Origin of the sequence: Klebsiella sp. JB_Kp042, from assembly GCF_040065275.1 — a bacterium.
Classification (GTDB): Bacteria; Pseudomonadota; Gammaproteobacteria; order Enterobacterales; family Enterobacteriaceae; genus Klebsiella; species Klebsiella quasipneumoniae.
Map to the genome: position 1 here is coordinate 70589 of NZ_JBEAJL010000011.1, position 20605 is coordinate 91193.

22 protein-coding genes and 1 pseudogene are annotated in these 20605 nt (G+C 60.4%); 15 read left to right on the forward strand and 8 right to left on the reverse strand.

Features of this window, described 5'->3' with window-relative positions:
- Positions 1 to 163 precede the first annotated feature (163 nt).
- From ABLV54_RS02875 to ABLV54_RS02885, 3 genes are read left to right on the forward strand one after another with little or no spacing between them, the layout of a single operon-like run.
- Positions 164 to 640, forward strand: coding sequence for a hypothetical protein (locus ABLV54_RS02875; RefSeq protein WP_032453165.1), 477 nt, complete (start codon positions 164 to 166; stop codon positions 638 to 640).
- A 1-nt stretch (position 641) separates the two neighbouring features.
- A complete protein-coding gene (locus ABLV54_RS02880; RefSeq protein ID WP_032453166.1) occupies positions 642 to 1073 on the forward strand; it encodes a hypothetical protein in 432 nt (143 codons plus the stop codon).
- 41 nt (positions 1074 to 1114) lie between these two features.
- Positions 1115 to 1414 carry a hypothetical protein gene (locus tag ABLV54_RS02885; RefSeq protein ID WP_048335920.1) on the forward strand — a complete coding sequence of 100 codons (300 nt, stop codon included), beginning with the start codon at positions 1115 to 1117 and terminating at the stop codon, positions 1412 to 1414.
- A 90-nt stretch (positions 1415 to 1504) separates the two neighbouring features.
- On the opposite strand, the gene chrA is transcribed toward ABLV54_RS02885, so the two are convergent.
- From chrA to ABLV54_RS02905, 4 genes and pseudogenes are all read right to left on the reverse strand, one after another.
- Positions 1505 to 2872: a chromate efflux transporter gene (chrA, locus tag ABLV54_RS02890; protein ID WP_226563629.1), complete on the reverse strand. Its 1368-nt coding sequence runs from the start codon at positions 2870 to 2872 to the stop codon at positions 1505 to 1507.
- Positions 2841 to 3126, reverse strand: a pseudogene (locus tag ABLV54_RS02895) (chromate resistance protein ChrB domain-containing protein); the annotation flags it as partial. The pseudogene ABLV54_RS02895 and the gene chrA, both read right to left, overlap by 32 nt.
- A gap of 184 nt (positions 3127 to 3310) precedes the next feature.
- The gene (locus ABLV54_RS02900; RefSeq protein WP_226563633.1) at positions 3311 to 4504 is read right to left on the reverse strand and encodes an MFS transporter; all 1194 of its coding nucleotides are present in this window, start codon (positions 4502 to 4504) and stop codon (positions 3311 to 3313) included.
- A 198-nt stretch (positions 4505 to 4702) separates the two neighbouring features.
- Entirely contained in the window at positions 4703 to 4939 is a 237-nt protein-coding gene (locus tag ABLV54_RS02905) for a tautomerase family protein (RefSeq protein ID WP_004202976.1), read from the reverse strand.
- A 60-nt stretch (positions 4940 to 4999) separates the two neighbouring features.
- Here ABLV54_RS02905 and ABLV54_RS02910 point away from each other — a divergent pair, with 60 nt between their 5' ends.
- Complete coding sequence (locus ABLV54_RS02910) at positions 5000 to 5461, forward strand: helix-turn-helix domain-containing protein (protein ID WP_023290003.1); 462 nt, start codon at positions 5000 to 5002, stop codon at positions 5459 to 5461.
- A gap of 253 nt (positions 5462 to 5714) precedes the next feature.
- Positions 5715 to 6932: an MFS transporter gene (locus tag ABLV54_RS02915; RefSeq protein ID WP_226563634.1), complete on the forward strand. Its 1218-nt coding sequence runs from the start codon at positions 5715 to 5717 to the stop codon at positions 6930 to 6932.
- A gap of 60 nt (positions 6933 to 6992) precedes the next feature.
- On the opposite strand, the gene ABLV54_RS02920 is transcribed toward ABLV54_RS02915, so the two are convergent.
- Positions 6993 to 7901 carry a DUF535 family protein gene (locus tag ABLV54_RS02920; RefSeq protein ID WP_032453173.1) on the reverse strand — a complete coding sequence of 303 codons (909 nt, stop codon included), beginning with the start codon at positions 7899 to 7901 and terminating at the stop codon, positions 6993 to 6995.
- A gap of 289 nt (positions 7902 to 8190) precedes the next feature.
- On the opposite strand from ABLV54_RS02920, the gene ABLV54_RS02925 reads away from it, so the two are divergent.
- On the forward strand, positions 8191 to 8331 hold the full coding sequence (locus ABLV54_RS02925) for a hypothetical protein (RefSeq protein ID WP_002908189.1): 141 nt from the start codon (positions 8191 to 8193) through the stop codon (positions 8329 to 8331).
- 44 nt (positions 8332 to 8375) lie between these two features.
- Here ABLV54_RS02925 and ABLV54_RS02930 read toward each other — a convergent pair whose 3' ends face one another.
- Positions 8376 to 9266 (reverse strand): LysR family transcriptional regulator, encoded by an 891-nt coding sequence (locus ABLV54_RS02930; protein WP_023290006.1) that lies wholly within the window; start codon positions 9264 to 9266, stop codon positions 8376 to 8378.
- A gap of 140 nt (positions 9267 to 9406) precedes the next feature.
- On the opposite strand from ABLV54_RS02930, the gene ABLV54_RS02935 reads away from it, so the two are divergent.
- The 6 genes from ABLV54_RS02935 to ABLV54_RS02960 are packed head-to-tail and all read left to right on the forward strand — an operon-like array spanning position 9407 to position 15131.
- Complete coding sequence (locus ABLV54_RS02935) at positions 9407 to 10114, forward strand: CoA transferase subunit A (protein ID WP_023290007.1); 708 nt, start codon at positions 9407 to 9409, stop codon at positions 10112 to 10114.
- A gap of 1 nt (position 10115) precedes the next feature.
- Positions 10116 to 10772 carry a CoA transferase subunit B gene (locus tag ABLV54_RS02940; RefSeq protein WP_021312467.1) on the forward strand — a complete coding sequence of 219 codons (657 nt, stop codon included), beginning with the start codon at positions 10116 to 10118 and terminating at the stop codon, positions 10770 to 10772.
- Positions 10773 to 10781: 9 nt separating this feature from the next.
- Entirely contained in the window at positions 10782 to 11963 is a 1182-nt protein-coding gene (locus ABLV54_RS02945; RefSeq protein WP_226563638.1) for an acetyl-CoA C-acetyltransferase, read from the forward strand.
- Positions 11964 to 11974: 11 nt separating this feature from the next.
- A complete protein-coding gene (locus ABLV54_RS02950) occupies positions 11975 to 12898 on the forward strand; it encodes a 3-hydroxyacyl-CoA dehydrogenase family protein (protein WP_049014245.1) in 924 nt (307 codons plus the stop codon).
- Between the two features lie 44 nt (positions 12899 to 12942).
- The gene (locus tag ABLV54_RS02955; RefSeq protein ID WP_348813605.1) at positions 12943 to 14337 is read left to right on the forward strand and encodes a GntP family permease; all 1395 of its coding nucleotides are present in this window, start codon (positions 12943 to 12945) and stop codon (positions 14335 to 14337) included.
- 23 nt (positions 14338 to 14360) lie between these two features.
- On the forward strand, positions 14361 to 15131 hold the full coding sequence (locus tag ABLV54_RS02960) for a 3-hydroxybutyrate dehydrogenase (protein WP_023290011.1): 771 nt from the start codon (positions 14361 to 14363) through the stop codon (positions 15129 to 15131).
- 19 nt (positions 15132 to 15150) lie between these two features.
- Here the strand turns inward: ABLV54_RS02960 and ABLV54_RS02965 are convergent, their stop codons facing one another.
- Positions 15151 to 16023: a LysR family transcriptional regulator gene (locus ABLV54_RS02965; protein ID WP_226563642.1), complete on the reverse strand. Its 873-nt coding sequence runs from the start codon at positions 16021 to 16023 to the stop codon at positions 15151 to 15153.
- 106 nt (positions 16024 to 16129) lie between these two features.
- Between ABLV54_RS02965 and budA the strand changes: the two genes are divergently transcribed.
- From budA to ABLV54_RS02980, 3 genes are read left to right on the forward strand one after another with little or no spacing between them, the layout of a single operon-like run.
- Complete coding sequence (gene budA / locus ABLV54_RS02970) at positions 16130 to 16909, forward strand: acetolactate decarboxylase (protein WP_002908205.1); 780 nt, start codon at positions 16130 to 16132, stop codon at positions 16907 to 16909.
- A 9-nt stretch (positions 16910 to 16918) separates the two neighbouring features.
- Entirely contained in the window at positions 16919 to 18598 is a 1680-nt protein-coding gene (gene alsS, locus ABLV54_RS02975; RefSeq protein WP_023290012.1) for an acetolactate synthase AlsS, read from the forward strand.
- 23 nt (positions 18599 to 18621) lie between these two features.
- Positions 18622 to 19392 carry a (S)-acetoin forming diacetyl reductase gene (locus ABLV54_RS02980; protein ID WP_004151179.1) on the forward strand — a complete coding sequence of 257 codons (771 nt, stop codon included), beginning with the start codon at positions 18622 to 18624 and terminating at the stop codon, positions 19390 to 19392.
- Positions 19393 to 19564: 172 nt separating this feature from the next.
- Here ABLV54_RS02980 and ABLV54_RS02985 read toward each other — a convergent pair whose 3' ends face one another.
- Entirely contained in the window at positions 19565 to 19927 is a 363-nt protein-coding gene (locus ABLV54_RS02985; RefSeq protein WP_226563643.1) for a TonB family protein, read from the reverse strand.
- Positions 19928 to 20605: the final 678 nt, after the last annotated feature.

Consider the following 20605-nt stretch of genomic DNA (forward strand, 5'->3'; position numbering starts at 1 on the left):
TAGTTTATTATTCGCGATCATTAAATTATCACTTGCCCCTTGCCTACCTGAACAATAAAAAATGACCGTGAAACTTACCCGCCAGGAATTATTCCTGTGCAGTAAACACTTGTTAAAAACGTTGTCATTTATTTTTATTCAACACAGAAATAGTGAGGGTGATATGAGCGATGCCATTTCTTCGCAACTTGAAAACATCATTACGATGCTGATCGCCATTAGTATCGCCTCGGAAAGAGTGGTAGAGATTATTAAAGGATATTTTCCCTGGCTTAATCTGGAAAAGCAGGATCCAGTCATAGAAGGAAAACGCAAATCTGCCCTGCAGCTATTAGCGGTGGTGGCCGGAATTGTGACGGCGTTTTTGACGCAACCCTTCGTCGCCGGCAGTTTTTCAGCCTTTAAACACCCGGATCTGATGACATTATGTATTGGCTTGATGGCGAGCGGCGGGTCTGCGTTCTGGAACGCTATCCTTAATTATCTTTTGCAAGTGAAGAACCTGAAGAAGCAACAAGTCAATAGCGTGAAAGCGGATACAGTAGTCGATCCTCTCCCCCCATCTCCGGTTTATCAGGACATGGTTCCTGGCGCAGAACCGGTCAGCTCAAATCCCTGTTTCAATCCGGAGGGTAAATAACATGGTATGGCGTGTCGCAAAGAGTCTGCTGATACTCAGAGATCAGATTAATCAATATGCTCCGCACCGCAATAAGGCCAGCGATGGCACCATTGGTGATGAACATCATGCCCACACCAACTCGGATCATAACCCGCAGGTGTTGGATGGAAATATTGGTGTGGTTACGGCTATCGATATTACGCACGATCCCGCTCAGGGGTGTGATGCTCAGGCGATTGTCAATGCACTGGTCGACAGCAAAGACAAACGAATTAAATACATTATCTGGAACAAACATATTATTAGCGCTTCTGTCCAGCCATGGGTATGGCGCGATTACCATGGCGCCAGCCCGCACGATAAGCATTTCCACTTATCCGTAGTGCCGGTGAAAGCACTGTACGATTACACCTTACCGTGGCTTTTCTTTAAGCCACAAACCTGGAAGTAAAAATGAGTTAATCCTCTTTCTCCTGTTACTACGAGGCTAACATGACACAACAAACTGATATTGAGAAAATAAAAGCGGCACTCAACGCCATCGAAGAACTCGAACAGATTGCCCGTTCAACGCAGCCAGCCGATGTAAAGAATTTTTGCGTGGAATATAACAAAACATGGAAAAAGAAAGTGGATGCCGCGCTGACGCTGCTTGACGGAACTACGGGCTCACTGCTTGTTAAGTTCGTTCCGTACTTACCCATGCTGCTAATGATTATTAAGATGCTTAAAGAAGGAGTTGAACAATATTGTCAATTGCATCTCGCGGTGGAGCCTCCCGTAGATAAATAAGTGCTCCCCATCCGGACAGGGCCTGCACAGGCACTGGCCTCCTTCCCCACTCCCCCATCTATCCAGGTCTATCTCAGCCCGACGCCGACCTTATCCTGCGCCGGACAGTCCCGCCATATGGACGATAAGGCCCACCGCGGCGGCGGCGGCCAGCACCCAGGTCAGCTTCCACTTATAGCGAAACAGCAGCCCGGCGGCGCCCAGGGCAATGGCCGCAGACCATGGGTCGAAACCGGACGGTCCCCAGACGCTATGCCAGATAAAAAACAGCGCCAGATTCAGGATAACGCCCACCACCGCGGCGGTGATAGCAGTCAACGGCGCGGTAAATCCCACTTTATTATGCGTGGTTTCAATAAACGGCCCGCCGGCGAGAATAAAGATAAACGAGGGCAAAAAGGTAAACCATGTCACCAGGCACGCCGCCGCGATGCCCCCCAGCAGCGCATCATCGACGCCCAATACCGCTTTGGTGTAGCCGCCGACAAACCCGACAAAGGTCACCACCATGATCAACGGCCCGGGGGGGGATTCCCCAAGGGCGAGGCCGTCCATCATCTGCCCTGCGGTCAGCCAGCCATAGTGGGTTACCGCCCCCTGGTAAACGTAAGGTAAGACGGCATACGCCCCGCCAAAGGTCATCAGCGCGGCTTTGGTAAAGAACCAGCTCATCTGGGTCAGCGGATGCGCCCAGCCCAGCATTAGCGTCAGAGCGGCCATCGGCACCAGCCACAGCAGCATCCCGGCGATCAGTACCTGGGCGGTACGCCGCCAGCTGAAAATGGCATGGGCCGGGATCGGCGTCGCGTCATCAATGATGGCGGCCCCGCCGGGATGACTCTGCGCAGGGTGGGCGTCGGCTTTGCCGAATGTCGCCGGCGCCATCCGTCCGCCGATAAACCCGACGATCGCCGCGGTCAGGACGATCAGCGGAAAAGGAACGTTCAGCGCAAAAATAGCGACAAAGGCTGCGGCAGCGATGGCCCAGTAGGCGCCATTTTTCAGCGTCCGCGAGCCGATGCGGTGCGCCGCCTGCAGCACGATCGCCGCCACGGCGGGTTTGATGCCATAAAAAATCCCCGCCACCACCGCGACATCCCCCCAGACGAGGTAGATCCACGCCAGCGCGATGAGTAACGCCAGCGAGGGCAAAATAAACAGCACCCCGGCGATGACGCCTCCCCAGGTTTTATGCATCAGCCAGCCGATATAGGTCGCCAGCTGCTGCGCCTCCGGGCCGGGCAGGACCATACAAAAGTTGAGCGCGTGCAGGAATCGTCCTTCCGAGATCCAGCGGCGGTTATCCACCAGCTCCTGGTGCATCATGGCGATCTGCCCGGCAGGCCCGCCGAAGCTGATAAAGCCGAGCTTCAGCCAGAAGCGAAAGGCCTGCCAGAAGGAGACGGAGGCGACGACGGAAGGACTGTCACTCTGCGGAAGAACCACCGTTTTGCTCATGATTGCCAGACCTCATTTCACAGGATCTCAGTATGCCGTCGAACAGCGAGCAGGCTGCCGCCAGCAGTTGGTCATCGTCCGTAATGGTTTCCCGCAGCTCTGCAAGAATGCTTTCTCCCCCCGCCTCCGGGGTCGGTTCCCCACCGACGTCCAGGAAGTGGATCAACCGCCCCAGGGTATCGGGTATCGGGGATCGCGGCCTCCGGAGCACTGCGTCGGGCCAGAACGTCGAAGGTCACCCGCGTGCCGACGTGCTCTTCAGGGTTCAGCGGCTTGAGACATCGTCAGGTTGAGGGTCAGGAGATGCATTTTCATGCTGTAGACATTACTACAGCATGTCGCGTATGTGACGTTTTCCCACGCGCTGGCTTTGATAAAGTTCGGCAACGCATTTGCGAAAAGCGCAAAAAGACGGCCCGCGCAGCGGCAGACCTGGCGCTAAGCGCGGGGTGGCGATAAGGGGCGCAGCAGCAGGGTGAACAGCGCCAGCCCCACCGGCACCAGGGAGCCCCACAGCACCGCGTTCCAGCCGAAGGCGTTGAGCAGAACGCCTGACGAAAACGAACCCACGATCATCACGCCGAAGACCAGAAAATCGTTGAGCGACTGCACCTGGGTCTTCTCTTCCGGGCGGTGGAAATCGATGATTTTCGCCGAGGCGCCGGTGAAGCCAAAGTTCCAGCCGATGCCGAGCAAAATCAGCGACAGCCAGTAATGATACACCCCGACGCCGCTGAGACCGACCGCCACCGACGCGCCGGTGATCAGCAATCCCGCCGCCGCCATGCGCACGGCGCCGAAGCGCTGGATCAACCGGCCGGTGACAAATCCCGGGCCGTACATCGCCATCACATGCCACTGGATCCCGAGGTTGGCGGCCTGCTGGGAAAGACCGTGCATATGCATGGAGAGCGGCGCGGCGGTCATCAGAAAATTCATCACCATATAGGCCACCGCCCCGCTGAACACCGTGGTGGCGAAGCCCGGCTGGCGGATAATCTCGCGCAGCGGCCGCCCTCCGCGCACGCTGGCCGCCGCGGGCTCTGCCGACGCCACGCCTGCCAGCAGAATGGCGGCGAGCGCCGCCACCAGCGCCTGAGCGAGAAAGGTGAAGGCGAAGGTATGGGTCGGCCAGAGGTGCATGGTGCCGGTGACCAGCATCGGGCCAATGATCCCGGCGGCCACGCCGCCGCCCATCACCAGCGACAGCGCGCGGGCGCGACGTTCCGGAGCGACGCCGTCGGTGGCGGCAAAGCGAAAACTGAGCGCCACCGCGGCATAGGCGCCGCCGAGCATCGCGGCGAAGCAAAACAGCAGAAAAGAGCCCAGCACCACCGCCAGAGCGGCCGCCAGACCGGTGATCACCCCGGCGCCGGTACCGGCCATAAACGCGGCTTTGCGGCCCCACTTTCGCGCCAGCGCGCCGAAAGGCAAAATCGAGGCCGCCATCCCCAGCACAAACAGGGTGATCGGCAGCGTGGCCAGCGACGGGCTGGGGGCGAGGGTATTGCCGACGATAGCGCCGGTGGCGTAGAACACCACCGAGTTGGCGCCGGCCAGCGCCTGAGCGGCGGCCAGGCGGATGATATTTTTGTTCTGCGCCGCCAGCGGCAGCATCTGTTTTGTAGACATCCGTTGTTTTCACCGGTGTGAGAGTGACGCCAGGCTGGCCGTCTGGCATCGCGCCCTGTTTGTTGGGTTCCCTGACCGTTACCTTAGCCGCAAAATACGCTTTTGCACCATAGCGAATAGCAATATTACCCGGCGTTCTGACTCCTCTTCTGCGCCAGATCGCCGGGCCGGGCTTCGCAGCCCGGTTTATTCAGGGGATCAGTCGCGCCGCGCCGCGGCGAATTTAGCCGCAATCATCGCGGCCGTCGGCTGGACGCCCCCCAGGCTCCACTGTTCCGGGTCATGTTCATCAATGCGGATCCACACCGACTGGCGGAACTGCGGATCGCCCTGCCCCTCAATCTCCACCAGCAGATCGGTCATCCGCCGCAGCAGCTCACTTTTCTGTTCCGCTGTCATGATCCCTTTAATGGTTTGCACGTTAACAAATGGCACGCTATGCTCCTTAGCATCTAAGTCTAAAATTCAAACTCAGAGTAGAAGGTCAATCTCGCGATGTCAAAAAATAAATCACTGCCCTACCTCGATCCGGAGCTGTGCGGCCTGGCGGAAGGAGCCAAAATACTCGGCGACCGCTGGGTGCTGCTGATCCTCCGCGAGGCGTTTTACGGTGTGACGCGCTTTGAAACGATGCAGACGCATACCCATATCACCCGCCAGACGCTCACCACCCGGTTGAAAACGATGACCGAAATGGGATTGCTCCGCAAAGTCCCCTACCGGGAAGCGGGGGCTCGCGAGCGCTATGAATATGTTCTCACCGATAAAAGCCGTAGCCTGGCGCTGGTGCTGTTCGCCCTGATGGAATGGGGCCACCAGCAGGTGCTGCACAGCGCGCCGCATATTGCGCTGGTGGATAGCGTCAGCGGCGAGGCCGTCCATCCGGGGTTCGTCACCGCCAGCGGCAGCGTGGCGAATCCCGCCGCGCTGCAGATCGTTAAAGCAGACGAACGCTGATAGCCCCGCGGCGCAGGCTGCGGCGCGGTTGCCCCGTTACAGAACTTTCGTAGACCTCTGGCGGAAGCCGCGACGAGCAGGTATGTTGCATTGCCACGTTACCCGAAGACAGCGGGACATTTTGCTTTCATCGAACGGTGCGATAAAGGATGACGCTCTCTGCCGGGTCCGATCCCGGCCATTATCCGTGGCGCACGCCATGACCGCCCTGGTCCGCCGCTGATCCGCGGATCGCTCATGCTAAAGGTAGAAAATGTCGCTTCGTTCACTGCGGGCTTTATGTTTGACCAGCTTCTTTATCGCCGACGTTCGCGACGGCCTTGGGCCGTTTCTGGGGATCTTTCTCACCCAGCGTCACTGGCAGGCGGAGGATATCGGCCTGTTGATGACCATCGGCGGCGTTGCTGGCCTGCTGGCGACCCTGCCCGCCGGCTTCATCACCGACACCTCGCGGCATAAGCGCGTGCTGCTGGCCGTGGTCTGCCTGGTGATAACCCTGACCACTCTGCTGCTCTGGTTCAGTCAGAAGACCAGCGTGGTGGCCCTTTCGCAAGTCGCCAGCGGGATCTGCGCGGCCTTTGTCGGACCGTTAATCGCCGGGATCACCCTTGGGCTGACCCGACAGCGCGGCTTTAGCGCCCAGATGGGCAAAAACGAAGCCTTCAACCACGCGGGGAATTTCTTCACCGCGCTGATTGCCGGGGCCATCGCCTGGTACTGGGGCATCGGCGGCATTTTCATTCTGATGGCCGGTACCACTCTGTTCACCCTCATCGCCCTGCTGGCGATCCGCGGCAGCGATATCGACGATGACGCCGCCCGCGGCCTCGAGTCGGCCGTTCCGCCCTCTCTGCCTGGGTTTGCCATCCTGTTTCGCCATACGCCGCTGCTGATCGCCGGCGTGACCCTGATGCTGTTCCATCTCGCCAACGCCGCGCTGTTGCCGATGCTGAGCATGCGGATCGCCGCCGCGCCGGGACACCTCAATCCGGGGCTGTTTGCCGCCGCCACGGTAATTATTTCGCAGGTGGTGATGATCCCGGTGGCCATTCGGGTCGCCGGCAGCATCGACAAATATGGTTACTGGCGATGCATTCTGCTGGCGCTGCTGATCATGCCCATCCGCGCGGCGCTGGCGGCCTCCAGCGACGCCCCGGCGATGATGGTCCCGGTGCAAATTCTTGATGGTCTGGCGGCAGGGATTTTGGGGGTGGCGGTGCCCAGCTTTATCGTCTCGCTGCTGCGCGGCAGCGGGCACGTCAACGCCGGACAGAGCGTGGTGATGCTGATGCAGGGGGCCGGGGCGGCAATGAGTCCGGCGTTAACCGGCGCTATCGCCGGACGCTACTCCTTTGCCACCGCCTTCGGGGTGCTGAGCGTTATCGCGCTGGTCGCGCTGATGGTGTGGTGGCGCAGCGCCCCGCTGCTCGCCGCCTCCGCGTCGCCGCCGGTCGGCGAAAACGGCCAGTAAAGAAAGGATTTCGTCAGGCGGACAACAGCCCCCTGCTGTCCGCTTGACGTATAAGAGGCGTTAATTCACCCGCGAACGCAAGGTGATTTGCCGCAGGGCGTTGGCCATATCGAGCTGAATCAGCTCTTTAATGCCTTCGCGCTTAATAAACTGGCTGCGGTGTTTACTTTTCACCTCTTCAATACTTTTTTTGATCTCTTGCGCCGGCAGTTTATACCAGCCGCGAGCCTGTTTCTCACCGCCCATTTCCAGCCACAGCGATGAGTAACTGGCTTTCACCAGATCGCTTTTCACGTGGTAATCGGAATCGATCGCGTAGACCGTGGTGATGTTGAAATAGCCTAAGAAACCATACAGCACGCTCATGATGATATTTTTCGGCCGCGCGCCATGCAGCTCTTTGGTCAGCGCCTTCACCTCTTCATTGGTGATATCTTTCCCGCCCTGAATACCGCCGATATAGGCGCGGCCATCGTCGGTACAGGAAAAACAGACGCTATAGACGCGACGGTCGCCGAGAAACAGCTGCAGCATCAGTTCACCCTCCTCCTGAAACGGCGACGCCAGCAGCTTAACGTCAAGCTTATCGCCATTTTTCAAAGGAATAGCAAACATCGCCCGGCCAAAATCCGCCACGGTATAGAGCTGCGGCAGCACATCCGGCTGAAATGTTTTCTCGATAAAATTCAGCGAACCGTGGGCAATATCCAGCTTGCGCCGTTTTGACATCCGTTTATTAAGATAGGCCTTAAAGGGTTTATCCTCGAAAGGCACCAGCCCCTGGGTTACGGCGGTCAACCGCGCGCACTGATATTTGGCGCAAAGTCCTTGATATTCTCTGTACTTACCTCCTGCGAGCGAGAGCTCTCTGCATTTTCGTAAAATTTTTTTATAGTTTATTTTGACCTGACCGATCACTTTATTATGTTTACGCCATTCTTTGATGGCGCCTGCAACAGTATGTCCCATTGATTAAGATCCATAGATTCATCCATAATCGCGGCCATATTAACATAAAAGATATTCGTCAACGCTTAATTACACCTTCGTTGTCCTTTCATTTAATATTGCGGCAGAAAATTGTTCTGCCGACGATAATTAAAATTAACGCCATCCTGTCAACGGTTAATTATAGTAGGTGATGCCCGCCGCCCAGCGACTTAACGCTCTGTGCGTTCGGCGCGAAGCGCGGGTACATCCGCGGGCGGTTTTGCCCTATACTTGACGCTGATCCAAAACCAGCAACGATAGGTAACTTATGGAAATTGATCTCGACAACCTGGTCTTCAGCGGCCTGGATGAAGCGGAAGAGCGCAACGCGGAGCGTCTGGAAGAAGCGGACAAAAAAGCCCAGGCGATCGTTGCCGATGACGATTGCGGCGACGCCTGCAAAATCTGATTATCAAACCGGCCCGCGGGCCGGTTTTTTTGCCTCCCGCTCCCTCAGCTGGGTAAAAACCCTTTCAGCGTATCCAGCAGCGCCTGCGCCGCCTTCGACAGCGGCAGATGTCCGGCATAAATCGCCCCAACGCACTTTTCAATCGGCGGATCGCTAAGCGGAATGCACACCGCCCCCAGCGAGGCCATCTGCGTTTTGCATAGCGCTGGCACCGCGCTGCCCCCCAGCCCGCTGGCCACCATTCTCCCCACCGTCACCAGCTGATGGCTCTCCAGGGCCACGTCCAGTTGACGCCCGCTGCGCGCCAGCGCCTCTTCCAGCATCAGGCGCACCGCCGAAGGGCGCTGGAGGGTAATAAAGTCGAGGGTTAACAGCTCCTGCCAGGTGAGCTTTTTTTTCTTCGCCAGCGGCGATTGCCGGGGAACGATCGCCACGAAGCGGTCCACCGCCAGCGGGGTAAACAGCAGGTTGTGGCTGGGCGATGGCTCGAAAGCGATACCCATTTCCACCCGCCCCTCGCGCACCATCTCGATCACCTGCTCATTTATCACGTCATGTACCGTGACGTTCACCCCGGCATAGCGGTCGCGGAAGGCTTTCAGCGCCTCCGGCAGAACGTTGGCGGCGAACGACGGCATCGCGGCGACCGAGATTTTGCCCCGCTGCAGGGTAAAGCTCTGACGCATCGCCTCCTCGACGTTATCCCAGTCGGCCAGCAGCTGACGGGCCATCGGCAGAAAGAGTTCCCCCTCCTGGGTGAGGGTCACTTTGCGGGTGCTGCGCTGCAGCAAGGCGCCCCCCAGCGCCTCCTCCAACCCTTTGATGGTCAGGCTGAGAGCTGGCTGCGACAGATTCAGCCTTTCGCTGGCGTGGGCGAAATTGAGAGTGTGAGCTACCGCTAAAAACGCGCGTAACTGTTTGACACTCATTCTCATTTTTCATCCTGTTAACTAATTGAAAGAAATTAGTTAACAGGAAATTAATAAAATTTCCAAATGAGTGGGTCACAAATTCAAAATTATCAAATCAGTCGCCAGCGCCAATGATAAGGCTATCGCAAGGCAGGAGAGACAAGATGGCAGGACTGGATAAACGCGTCGCCAGCTACGAAGCGGCGCTGGAAGGGTTAACGGACGGCATGACGCTGCTCGCCGGCGGCTTCGGCCTGTGCGGTATACCCGAAAATTTGATCGCCGAAGTGAAGCGCCGCCAGGTGCAGGGGTTGACGGTGGTTTCCAACAACTGCGGCGTCGACGGCTTCGGTCTCGGCATGCTGCTGGAATCGCGCCAGGTCAGCAAAGTGGTGGCCTCTTACGTCGGGGAAAACGCGCTTTTTGAACAGCTGGTGCTGAGCGGCGAGCTGGCGGTAGAGCTCACCCCGCAGGGAACGCTGGCGGAAAAAATCCGCGCCGGCGGCGCCGGGATCCCCGGCTTTTACACCGCCACCGGCTACGGCACCCCGGTCGCCGAAGGCAAAGAGGTGCGCCAGTTCGACGGAAAAAATTACATTCTCGAACAGGCCATTCGCGGCGATTTCGCCCTCGTGAAGGGCTGGAAAGCTGACTGGTACGGCAACGTGGTTTACCGCCACACCGCGCAGAATTTCAACCCGCTGATGGCCACCGCCGGGCGCATTACGGTAGTGGAGGTGGAAGAGATCGTGCCGCCGGGCGAACTGCCGCCCTCCGCCATTCACACCCCGGGGATCTATGTCGACCGGCTGATCGTCGGGCAATTCGAAAAACGTATTGAACAGCGCACCCTGCGCGCCGGAGGGCACTGAGATGCTAACCCGTGAACAAATGGCGATGCGCGTCGCCCAGGAGCTGCGCGACGGCGACTACGTTAACCTCGGGATCGGTATCCCGACGCTGGTGGCCAACTATATCCCCGCCGGTATTGAAGTGATGCTCCAGTCGGAGAACGGCCTGCTGGGGATGGGCGAATTTCCCGATGAGGAAACCATCGACGCCGACATGATTAACGCCGGCAAACAGACCGTCACCGCGCAAACCGGGGCGGCGATATTCGATTCCGCCCAGTCGTTCGCCATGATCCGCGGCGGCCACGTCGATCTTACGGTTCTTGGCGCCTTTGAGGTCGACGTCGCGGGGAATATCGCCTCATGGATGATCCCCGGGAAAATGGTTAAGGGGATGGGCGGCGCCATGGACCTGGTGGCCGGCGCGCAGAACATCATCGTGGTGATGACCCACGCCTCAAAGAACGGCGAATCCAAACTGCTGCCGCAGTGCACCCTGCCGCTCACCGGCGTGGGCTGCATTCGCCGGGTGCTCACCGACCTGGCCCTGCTGGACATTGTCGACGGGGCGTTTGTCCTGCGCGAAGTGGCTCCGGGGGTCAGCCCCGACGAGGTGATGCGTAAAACGGCGGGACGGCTTATCGTCGCCGACGACGTGCGCGAAATGCGTTTCAGCTAAGGAGAGACCATGACCGATATTGCCATTGTTGCTGCAGTACGCACCCCGGTCGGCAGCTTTCGCGGCGCCTTCGCCCCGCTTTCCGCCGTCGACCTCGGCGCGACGGTGGTGCGCAGCCTGCTTGAACGCTGCCAGCTGCCCGCCGCGGCGGTCGATGAACTGATTTTCGGCCAGGTGCTCACCGCCGGCTGCGGGCAGAACCCGGCGCGCCAGACCGCGCTGCGGGCCGGCCTGCCGGTGGACACCCCGGCGGTCACCGTCAATCTGGTGTGCGGCTCCGGGTTGAAAGCGGTTCAGCAGGCGGTGCAGGCGATCCGCTGCGGCGACGCCGGGATCGTTATCGCCGGCGGCCAGGAGAGCATGAGCAATGCTCCCTATTTGATGCACGGCGCCCGCGACGGCCTGCGTTTCGGCCACGCCAGCCTGCAGGACAGCATGATCCAGGACGGCCTGTGGGACGCCTTTAACGACTACCACATGGGCATGACCGCCGAGAACCTCGCCGATGCCTTCGATATCAGCCGCGAGCGCCAGGACGCCTTCGCCGCCAGCTCCCAGCGCAAAGCGGCGGCCGCTATCGCCGCCGGACGCTTTCGCGAAGAGATCGTCCCGGTCAGCGTTCCGCAGGGCAAAAAGCCGCCGCGTGTCGTGACCGACGATGAACAACCGCGCCCGGAGACCAGCGAGCAGCAGCTGGCCCAGCTGCGCCCGGCGTTTCGCCCGGCTGACGGCAGCGTCACCGCCGGGAATGCCTCATCCCTGAACGACGGCGCCGCGGCGGTCCTGCTGATGAGCGTCGATAAAGCCCGCGAGCTTGGGCTGCCGGTGCTGGCGCGCATCGTCAGCGCGGCGGTCGCCGGGGTCGACCCGGCGGTGATGGGCATCGGCCCGGTGAGCGCCTGCCGCCAGGCGCTGCAGCGCGCCGGCTGGACGCTGGACGAGGTGGATCTTATCGAAGCCAACGAGGCCTTTGCCGTCCAGGCGCTGGCCGTCGGTCAGCTGCTCGAATGGGACAGCGAGAAAGTCAACGTCAACGGCGGCGCCATCGCCCTGGGCCATCCCATCGGCGCCTCCGGCTGCCGGATCCTCGTCAGCCTGGTGCATGAGATGCAGCGCCGGGGCGCCAGTAAAGGGCTGGCCACCCTGTGCGTCGGCGGCGGCCAGGGCATCGCCATGACCCTTCAACGTTAACAGGAGCCACTATGTTCACACCACGTCTGGCGGTACTCGGCGCGGGACTGATGGGCGTCGGCATCGCCTGCCATTTCGCCCGTCACGGTCACGCCGTCCGCCTGTATGACACCGATCCGCAACGTCTTGCCGAGGTGCCCACGGTGGCCGGGGCGATCCTGCGCGAGCTGGAGGCGAGCGGTCAGCAGGATCCCGCCGACCGCGACGCCGTACTGAGCCGTTTAACCCCCACCCCGGCGCTGCAGGCGCTGGCCGACGCCACGCTGCTGATTGAAGCGATCCCCGAACGGCTGGCGCTGAAGCACGCCCTGTATGCCGAACTGGAAACGCTGATCGCCGACGAGGCGATTATCGCCAGCAACACCAGCGGCCTGCCGCCGGATCGGCTGGCGCAGGGCATGCGCCTTCCGGAACGCCTGCTGATCGCCCATTTCTGGCATCCGCCGCACCTGATCCCGCTGGTGGAAGTGGTGCCCGGGAGCGCCACGCTGCCCCATCTGGCGCGCCAGGTAAGCGACTTTTGCGCCGGCTGCGCGCTGGAAGCGGTGGTGCTCAACCGCGCCGCGCCGGGCTTTGTCGGCAACCGACTGCAGTTCGCCCTGCTGCGCGAAGCGCTGCATATCGTCCACAGCGGCATCGCTTCCCCGGAGGTGGTGGACCAGGTGATGCGCGCCTCGCTGGGCCGTCGCTATGCGATGGTCGGCCCGCTGGAGGCGGCGGACATGACCGGCCTGGCGACAGTCCAGGATATCTGCCAGCACCTGCTGCCGGAGCTGGCCAGCGGTACGGAGATGATGTCGCTGGTGGCGGAGAAAGTGGCGCAAGGCGACACCGGCGCCCGCAGCGGGCAAGGCTTTTACCGCTGGGACGAGGCGCGGCGCCAGCGCATCCAGTCGCGCCGGGAACACCAGCTGCGCTTCGCCCTGAAACCCTAGTATCGCGTTCTGTACCCCTACAATAACAATGAGAGTGAGACGTCGTGATGAGTGTGATAATAGCCCTGGCCGCGCTGGCGTTACTGATGCTGGCAGCCTACCGTGGATACAGCGTGATCCTCTTTGCGCCGATCGCCGCCCTCGGCGCGGTGCTGCTCACCGACCCGGGCGCGGTCGGCCCGGCCTTTACCGGCCTGTTTATGGAAAAAATGGTTGGCTTTGTGAAGCTCTATTTCCCGGTGTTTCTGCTGGGCGCCGTGTTCGGCAAGCTGATTGAGCTGTCGGGATTCTCACGGTCGATTGTCGCCGCCGCCATCCGCGTCCTCGGCCGCCGCCACGCGATCCCGGTGATCGTGCTGGTGTGCGCCCTGCTGACCTACGGCGGGGTGTCGCTGTTTGTGGTGGCCTTTGCCGTCTACCCTTTCGCCGCCGAGCTGTTTCGCCAGAGCGGGATCCCCAAGCGGCTGATCCCCGCCACCGTCGCCCTCGGCGCGTTCTCGTTTACCATGGACGCCCTGCCCGGCACGCCGCAGATCCAGAATATTATTCCCACCAGCTTCTTCGGCACCAACGCCTGGGCGGCCCCGTGGCTGGGGCTTATCGGCTCCCTGTTCATTATCCTCTTCGGTTTGCTGTGGCTGGAGCGCCAGCGCTGCAAAGCGCAGGCCAGCGGCGAAGGCTATGGGACCGATCTGCAAAATGAGCCGGAGACCCCGGATGACATCGACCTGCCGCATCCGCTGATCGCAATCGCCCCGCTGCTGCTGGTGGGGGTGCTGAATCTGCTGTTTACCCACTGGATCCCGCAATGGTACGGCGCCAGCCATGAGCTCACCCTGCCGGGTCTGGCGAAGCCTGTCGTCACCGAGGTGGGGAAAATCACCGCCATCTGGGCGGTGCAGGCGGCGCTGCTCTCCGGCATTGTGTTGGTGCTGGTCTGCGGCTATCGCAATATTCGCGGCCGGCTGGCGGAGGGGAGCCGGACGGCGGTGGGCGGGGCGATTCTCGCGGCAATGAACACCGCCTCTGAGTATGGCTTCGGCGCGGTTATCGCCGCCCTGCCGGGTTTCCTGGTGCTGTCGAAAGCCCTCGCGGCCATTCCCAATCCGCTGTTAAACGAGGCGATCAGCGTCACGGTGCTGGCCGGGATCACCGGCTCGGCCTCCGGGGGAATGAGCATCGCCCTGGCGGCGATGTCCGAGACCTTTGTCGCCGCCGCCCACGCCGCCAATATTCCGCTGGAGGTCCTGCACCGCGTCGCCGCCATGGCCAGCGGCGGCATGGACACCCTGCCGCATAACGGGGCGGTGATCACCCTGCTGGCAATCACCGGCCTGAGCCATCGCCAGGCCTACGGCGGCATTTTCGCCATCACGGTGATCAAAAGCCTCGCGGTGCTGTTTGTCATTGCCACGTTCTATGTGACCGGCATTGTCTGAGACCCGATTGTAGGAGTAATAAAATGAATTTAGACGGTAAAACGGCGCTGGTCACCGGCTCCACCAGCGGCATCGGCTTAGGGATCGCCAAAGTGCTGGCGCAGGCAGGCGCCCAGCTGGTGCTCAATGGCTTCGGCGACAGCAGCCACGCCCGGGCTGAAGTCGCCGCGCTGGGCAAGATCCCCGGCTATCACGACGCCGACCTGCGCGACGTCGGGCAGATCGAGGCGATGATGCGCTATGCCGAAAGCACCTTCGGCGGCGTCGATATCGTGATCAATAACGCCGGTATCCAGCACGTCGCCCCGGTGGAGCAGTTCCCGGTGGACAAATGGAACGACATCATCGCCATCAATCTCTCCAGCGTCTTCCACACCACCCGCCTGGCGCTGCCTGGCATGCGCCAGCGCGACTGGGGGCGCATCATCAACATTGCCTCAGTGCATGGCCTGGTGGCGTCGAAAGAGAAATCGGCCTATGTCGCCGCCAAGCACGCGGTGGTCGGCCTGACCAAAACCGTGGCCCTGGAAACCGCGCGCAGCGGCATCACCTGCAACGCCATCTGCCCCGGCTGGGTGCTGACCCCGCTGGTGCAGCAGCAGATCGATAAGCGCATCGCCGAAGGGGTCGACCCGCAGCAGGCCAGCGCGCAGCTGCTGGCGGAAAAACAGCCCTCCGGGGAGTTTGTCACCCCGCAGCAGCTGGGCGAAATGGCGCTGTTTCTGTGCAGCGACGCCGCCGCCCAGGTGCGCGGCGCGGCGTGGAACATGGACGGCGGCTGGGTGGCGCAGTAGACCGCAGGCGTCGCGACGATCAGAACATCGCCAGAAAGCGTTTCACCGTGCGCGAGCGCTCGAAGCGCCGCCAGGCGATGGCGATATCGGTCTTCAGCGGCGCCCCGCTGAGCGGGTGATAGCTGACGTTCGGCTGTTGAATGCAGGTCATCGACTGCGGGACCAGCGCAAATCCGAACCCGGCATTGACCATGCTCAGCGATGACGAAATCTGCGACGACTGCAAGGCGCGCTCCATATCGATGCCGGCGCGCAGGCAGCTGTTGTACACCAGCTCATACAGCCCCGGGGCCACCTCCCGCGGGAAGAGGATCGGCGCCACGTCGCGCAGCTGCTCCAGGGCCAGGGTCGGCTGCGTCGCCAGCGGGTTATCGCGCGGCAGCGCGATAACCATCGGCTCCTCATCGATAATCCGCAGATTAAAGGCTTTACTGCTCTCGCACGGCAGACGGACGAAGGCGATGTCCAGCTCGGCCTCGCTCAGGGCGGTCATCAGATTGGCCATATTGTCTTCCATCTGGTGCAGGGTCACCCCGGGGTGATCGAGCTGAAAACGGTGCAGCAGCGTGAAGATTTGCGGGTGGAAAGCATCAGAACTGGTAATGCCTAACGACAGGCTGCCGTTCATCCCGCGGGCAATGCCCTTGGCCTTCTCCAGCGCCGCATCGCTCATGGCGAGGATCTGGCGGGCATCCTCATAGAACGACTCACCGGCTTCGGTGAGCTCCACCCCGCGGGTCAAACGCCGAAACAGCGGGGTCCCCACCTCGCGCTCAAGCCGCTGAATTTGCTGACTTAACGGAGGCTGTGAAATACCCAGTTCCTTGGCGGCCTGGGTGAAGTGCCGCGTCCTGGCGACGGCGACAAAATAGCGAAGATAACGAAGTTCCATATCGAAAACGTCTCAAACCAGCATGGTTTCTATATTGGAACTGTGAGCTGAATCGGGTCAACATTTATTTAACCTTTCTTATATTTGTTGAACGAGGAAGTGGTATATGAATCATTCTGCTGAATGCACCTGCGAAGAGAGTCTATGCGAAACCCTGCGGGCGTTTTCCGCGCAGCATCCCGAGAGCGTGCTCTATCAGACATCGCTCATGAGCGCCCTGCTGAGCGGGGTTTACGAAGGCAGCACCACCATCGCGGACCTGCTGAAGCACGGCGATTTCGGTCTCGGCACCTTTAATGAGCTGGACGGGGAGCTGATCGCCTTCAGCAGTCAGGTCTATCAGCTGCGGGCCGACGGCAGCGCGCGCAAAGCCCAGCCGGAGCAGAAAACGCCGTTCGCGGTGATGACCTGGTTCCAGCCGCAGTACCGGAAAACCTTCGACCATCCGGTGAGCCGCCAGCAGTTGCACGAGGTGATCGACCAGCAAATCCCCTCTGACAACCTGTTCTGCGCCCTGCGCATCGACGGCCATTTCCGCCATGCCCATACCCGCACCGTGCCGCGCCAGACGCCGCCGTACCGGGCGATGACCGACGTCCTCGACGATCAGCCGGTGTTCCGCTTTAACCAGCGCGAAGGGGTGCTGGTCGGCTTCCGTACCCCGCAGCATATGCAGGGGATCAACGTCGCCGGGTATCACGAGCACTTTATAACCGATGACCGCAAAGGCGGCGGTCACCTGCTGGATTACCAGCTCGACCACGGGGTATTGACCTTCGGCGAAATTCACAAGCTGATGATCGACCTGCCCGCCGACAGCGCGTTCCTGCAGGCCAATCTGCATCCCGATAATCTCGATGCCGCCATCCGTTCCGTAGAAAGTTAAGGGGGTCACATGGACAAACAGTATCCGGTACGCCAGTGGGCGCACGGCGCCGATCTCGTCGTCAGCCAGCTGGAAGCCCAGGGGGTACGTCAGGTGTTCGGCATCCCTGGCGCCAAAATCGACAAGGTATTCGACTCACTGCTGGATTCCTCCATTCGCATTATTCCGGTACGCCACGAAGCCAACGCCGCCTTTATGGCCGCCGCCGTCGGGCGCATTACCGGTAAAGCGGGCGTGGCGCTGGTCACCTCCGGTCCGGGCTGTTCCAACCTGATCACCGGTATGGCCACCGCCAACAGCGAAGGCGACCCGGTGGTGGCCCTGGGCGGCGCGGTGAAACGCGCCGATAAGGCCAAACAGGTCCACCAGAGTATGGATACGGTGGCGATGTTCAGCCCGGTGACGAAATACGCCGTCGAGGTGACCGCGCCGGACGCGCTGGCGGAAGTGGTCTCCAACGCCTTCCGCGCCGCCGAGCAGGGCCGGCCGGGCAGCGCTTTCGTCAGCCTGCCGCAGGATGTGGTCGATGGCCCGGTCAGCGGTAAAGTGCTGCCGGCCAGCGGGGCCCCGCAGATGGGCGCCGCGCCGGATGCCGCCATCGACCAGGTGGCGAAGCTTATCGCTCAGGCGAAGAACCCGATCTTCCTGCTCGGCCTGATGGCCAGCCAGCCGGAAAACAGCGCGGCGCTACGCCGTTTGCTGGAGGCCAGCCATATTCCGGTCACCAGCACCTATCAGGCCGCCGGGGCGGTGAATCAGGATAACTTCTCTCGCTTCGCCGGCCGGGTCGGGCTGTTTAACAACCAGGCCGGGGACCGTCTGCTGCAGCTCGCCGACCTGGTGATCTGCATCGGCTACAGCCCGGTGGAATATGAACCGGCGATGTGGAACAGCGGCAACGCGACGCTGGTGCATATCGACGTCCTGCCCGCCTATGAAGAACGCAACTATACCCCGGACGTCGAGCTGGTGGGCGATATCGCCGGCACCCTCAGCAAGCTGGCGCAAAATATCGATCGCCGGCTGGTGCTCTCCCCACAGGCGGCGGAGATCCTCCGCGACCGCCAGCACCAGCGCGAGCTGCTGGACCGCCGCGGCGCGCAGCTGAATCAGTTTGCCCTGCATCCGCTGCGTATCGTTCGCGCGATGCAGGATATCGTCAACAGCGACGTCACGCTGACCGTGGACATGGGCAGCTTCCATATCTGGATCGCCCGCTACCTTTACAGCTTCCGCGCCCGTCAGGTGATGATCTCCAACGGCCAGCAGACCATGGGCGTCGCCCTGCCCTGGGCCATCGGCGCCTGGCTGGTCAATCCTGAGCGCAAAGTGGTCTCCGTCTCCGGCGACGGCGGCTTCCTGCAGTCGAGCATGGAGCTGGAGACCGCCGTCCGCCTGAAAGCCAACGTGCTGCACCTGATCTGGGTCGATAACGGCTACAACATGGTGGCCATCCAGGAAGAGAAAAAATATCAGCGCCTGTCCGGCGTCGAGTTCGGGCCGATGGATTTTAAAGCCTATGCCGAGTCCTTCGGCGCCAAAGGGTTTGCCGTGGAAAGCGCTGAGGCGCTGGAGCCGACCCTGCGCGCGGCGATGGACGTCGACGGCCCGGCGGTAGTGGCCATCCCGGTGGATTATCGCGATAACCCGCTTCTGATGGGTCAGCTGCATCTGAGTCAGATTCTGTAAGTCATCACAATAAGGAAAGGAAAATGAAAAAAGTCGCACTTGTTACCGGCGCCGGCCAGGGGATTGGTAAAGCTATCGCCCTTCGTCTGGTGAAAGATGGATTTGCCGTGGCCATTGCCGATTATAACGACGCCACCGCCAAAGCGGTCGCCTCCGAAATCAACCAGGCCGGCGGCCGCGCCATGGCGGTGAAAGTGGATGTCTCCGACCGCGATCAGGTGTTTGCCGCTGTCGAACAGGCGCGCAAAACGCTGGGCGGCTTCGACGTCATCGTCAACAACGCCGGCGTGGCGCCGTCCACGCCGATCGAGTCTATTACCCCGGAGATTGTCGATAAAGTTTACAATATCAACGTTAAAGGGGTGATCTGGGGCATTCAGGCGGCGGTCGAGGCCTTTAAGAAAGAGGGGCACGGCGGGAAAATCATTAACGCCTGTTCCCAGGCCGGCCACGTCGGCAACCCGGAGCTGGCGGTGTATAGCTCCAGTAAATTCGCCGTACGCGGCTTAACCCAGACCGCCGCTCGCGACCTCGCGCCGCTGGGCATCACGGTCAACGGCTACTGCCCGGGGATCGTCAAAACGCCGATGTGGGCCGAAATTGACCGCCAGGTGTCCGAAGCTGCCGGTAAACCGCTGGGCTACGGTACCGCCGAGTTTGCCAAACGCATCACCCTCGGTCGTCTGTCCGAACCGGAAGATGTCGCCGCCTGCGTCTCCTATCTTGCCAGCCCGGATTCTGATTATATGACCGGTCAGTCATTGCTGATCGACGGCGGGATGGTGTTTAACTAATAAATAATAAGCTCTGACATGGCTTGCCCCTGCTGATATGCAGGGGCTTTTTTTGTTTGAGAGTAAGCTTACGGTAAAACGAACCCTCTATTGATAGGTAGAGTCCCCTCCAGGCGCCCCGGGGACGTTAAAGACGTAGACGTTGCGTCAGGCGACTAGTCATTAAAAGTGCTTACTGCTTATTCGCGGGACCGCCGTCTGATTTGGGTGGGATCTTGACGACTAATCTTTGAGCTTTTCCCGGTTTGCCCTTTTCAAAGCGCCATTTTTTAATCATTTTATCAATGATTTGATGTTCCAACTCCGGAGTCGTTGTCGATTCAAGTATCTTTACATTCTGAACTCTGCCATCTGAATCAACATCGTACTGAATCCGCAGGAAACTCGGCAGTAGGTTTCCGTTCTTATCACGAGTGGTAATTGATGTGTTTGCAGAGGAAATGCTGCCTGAAGGTGTGCTGGCGCTGGCCTCTGTGCTGGCGCAGAGTGTCAGTAACAATGACAAAATTAACGTGAATAGTCTGCTAGTTTTCATTAATCGTCTGAGTTCCAAAGTTAACCATGAATATTCACGTTACCAACGGCGCGAGTGACAGGTTACCAGATGAGATGATCCGTGAACACCGCGTCTTCAGTGGCAATCACGTTGACCCCCTGACCCGGCGCTTCGTACTACATCCATTCCCGAGGACGTTTGGCTATCAGGACAAGTGGGCACTGAGCGACTATATCAACGATTCTTTTGCCAGCTGTCAGCAGCGCGACCCGGTTCGCCAGAGAACATGACCGAGCTAACCCCCCAAGTGATTAGCATTTAGTCGCGTCCCGCGCTGAAGACCTTTAGCTAATCCTTTTTAACTTCGGTACTCGGGATCTCCAGCGCTTGCAACGTTAAGAGGGTGTTCTCCGCGGGCTTAGCGGCAACCTGCTGCTGATGCTAAGGGGGATGTACTCCAGTGATTCATGCGACACCTGAAACTTAACACGGAAGCGGCTGAGCATAGCGCCAGCAGGGAGAATCCCGGAGAGCGATGCGTGACGCCTTGTCCCGGCTACGCTGTTGGGCCGTATTTGTGCCGTATTTTTGCCGGGTGGCGGCTGCGCCTTACCCGGCCTGGAGGGTTCGTGCGACCTGTCGTTAATATATTCACCATGGCTACTGAAACTGCCGGTGCTGGCGGCCTCAAAATCGCTGAGACGTTCCCGGAAGGCC

Coding starts and splice junctions, on each gene's coding strand:
- ABLV54_RS02900 (WP_226563633.1), bottom strand. CDS start 4,504: ATGTCTACAAAACAGATGCTGCCGCTGGCGGCGCAGAACAAAAATATC.
- ABLV54_RS02985 (WP_226563643.1), bottom strand. CDS start 19,927: ATGAAAACTAGCAGACTATTCACGTTAATTTTGTCATTGTTACTGACA.
- ABLV54_RS02925 (WP_002908189.1), top strand. CDS start 8,191: ATGGAAATTGATCTCGACAACCTGGTCTTCAGCGGCCTGGATGAAGCG.
- ABLV54_RS02980 (WP_004151179.1), top strand. CDS start 18,622: ATGAAAAAAGTCGCACTTGTTACCGGCGCCGGCCAGGGGATTGGTAAA.
- alsS (WP_023290012.1), top strand. CDS start 16,919: ATGGACAAACAGTATCCGGTACGCCAGTGGGCGCACGGCGCCGATCTC.
- ABLV54_RS02945 (WP_226563638.1), top strand. CDS start 10,782: ATGACCGATATTGCCATTGTTGCTGCAGTACGCACCCCGGTCGGCAGC.
- budA (WP_002908205.1), top strand. CDS start 16,130: ATGAATCATTCTGCTGAATGCACCTGCGAAGAGAGTCTATGCGAAACC.
- ABLV54_RS02950 (WP_049014245.1), top strand. CDS start 11,975: ATGTTCACACCACGTCTGGCGGTACTCGGCGCGGGACTGATGGGCGTC.
- ABLV54_RS02910 (WP_023290003.1), top strand. CDS start 5,000: ATGTCAAAAAATAAATCACTGCCCTACCTCGATCCGGAGCTGTGCGGC.
- chrA (WP_226563629.1), bottom strand. CDS start 2,872: ATGAGCAAAACGGTGGTTCTTCCGCAGAGTGACAGTCCTTCCGTCGTC.
- ABLV54_RS02935 (WP_023290007.1), top strand. CDS start 9,407: ATGGCAGGACTGGATAAACGCGTCGCCAGCTACGAAGCGGCGCTGGAA.
- ABLV54_RS02930 (WP_023290006.1), bottom strand. CDS start 9,266: ATGAGAATGAGTGTCAAACAGTTACGCGCGTTTTTAGCGGTAGCTCAC.
- ABLV54_RS02940 (WP_021312467.1), top strand. CDS start 10,116: ATGCTAACCCGTGAACAAATGGCGATGCGCGTCGCCCAGGAGCTGCGC.
- ABLV54_RS02880 (WP_032453166.1), top strand. CDS start 642: ATGGTATGGCGTGTCGCAAAGAGTCTGCTGATACTCAGAGATCAGATT.
- ABLV54_RS02875 (WP_032453165.1), top strand. CDS start 164: ATGAGCGATGCCATTTCTTCGCAACTTGAAAACATCATTACGATGCTG.
- ABLV54_RS02960 (WP_023290011.1), top strand. CDS start 14,361: ATGAATTTAGACGGTAAAACGGCGCTGGTCACCGGCTCCACCAGCGGC.
- ABLV54_RS02965 (WP_226563642.1), bottom strand. CDS start 16,023: ATGGAACTTCGTTATCTTCGCTATTTTGTCGCCGTCGCCAGGACGCGG.
- ABLV54_RS02885 (WP_048335920.1), top strand. CDS start 1,115: ATGACACAACAAACTGATATTGAGAAAATAAAAGCGGCACTCAACGCC.
- ABLV54_RS02915 (WP_226563634.1), top strand. CDS start 5,715: ATGTCGCTTCGTTCACTGCGGGCTTTATGTTTGACCAGCTTCTTTATC.
- ABLV54_RS02920 (WP_032453173.1), bottom strand. CDS start 7,901: ATGGGACATACTGTTGCAGGCGCCATCAAAGAATGGCGTAAACATAAT.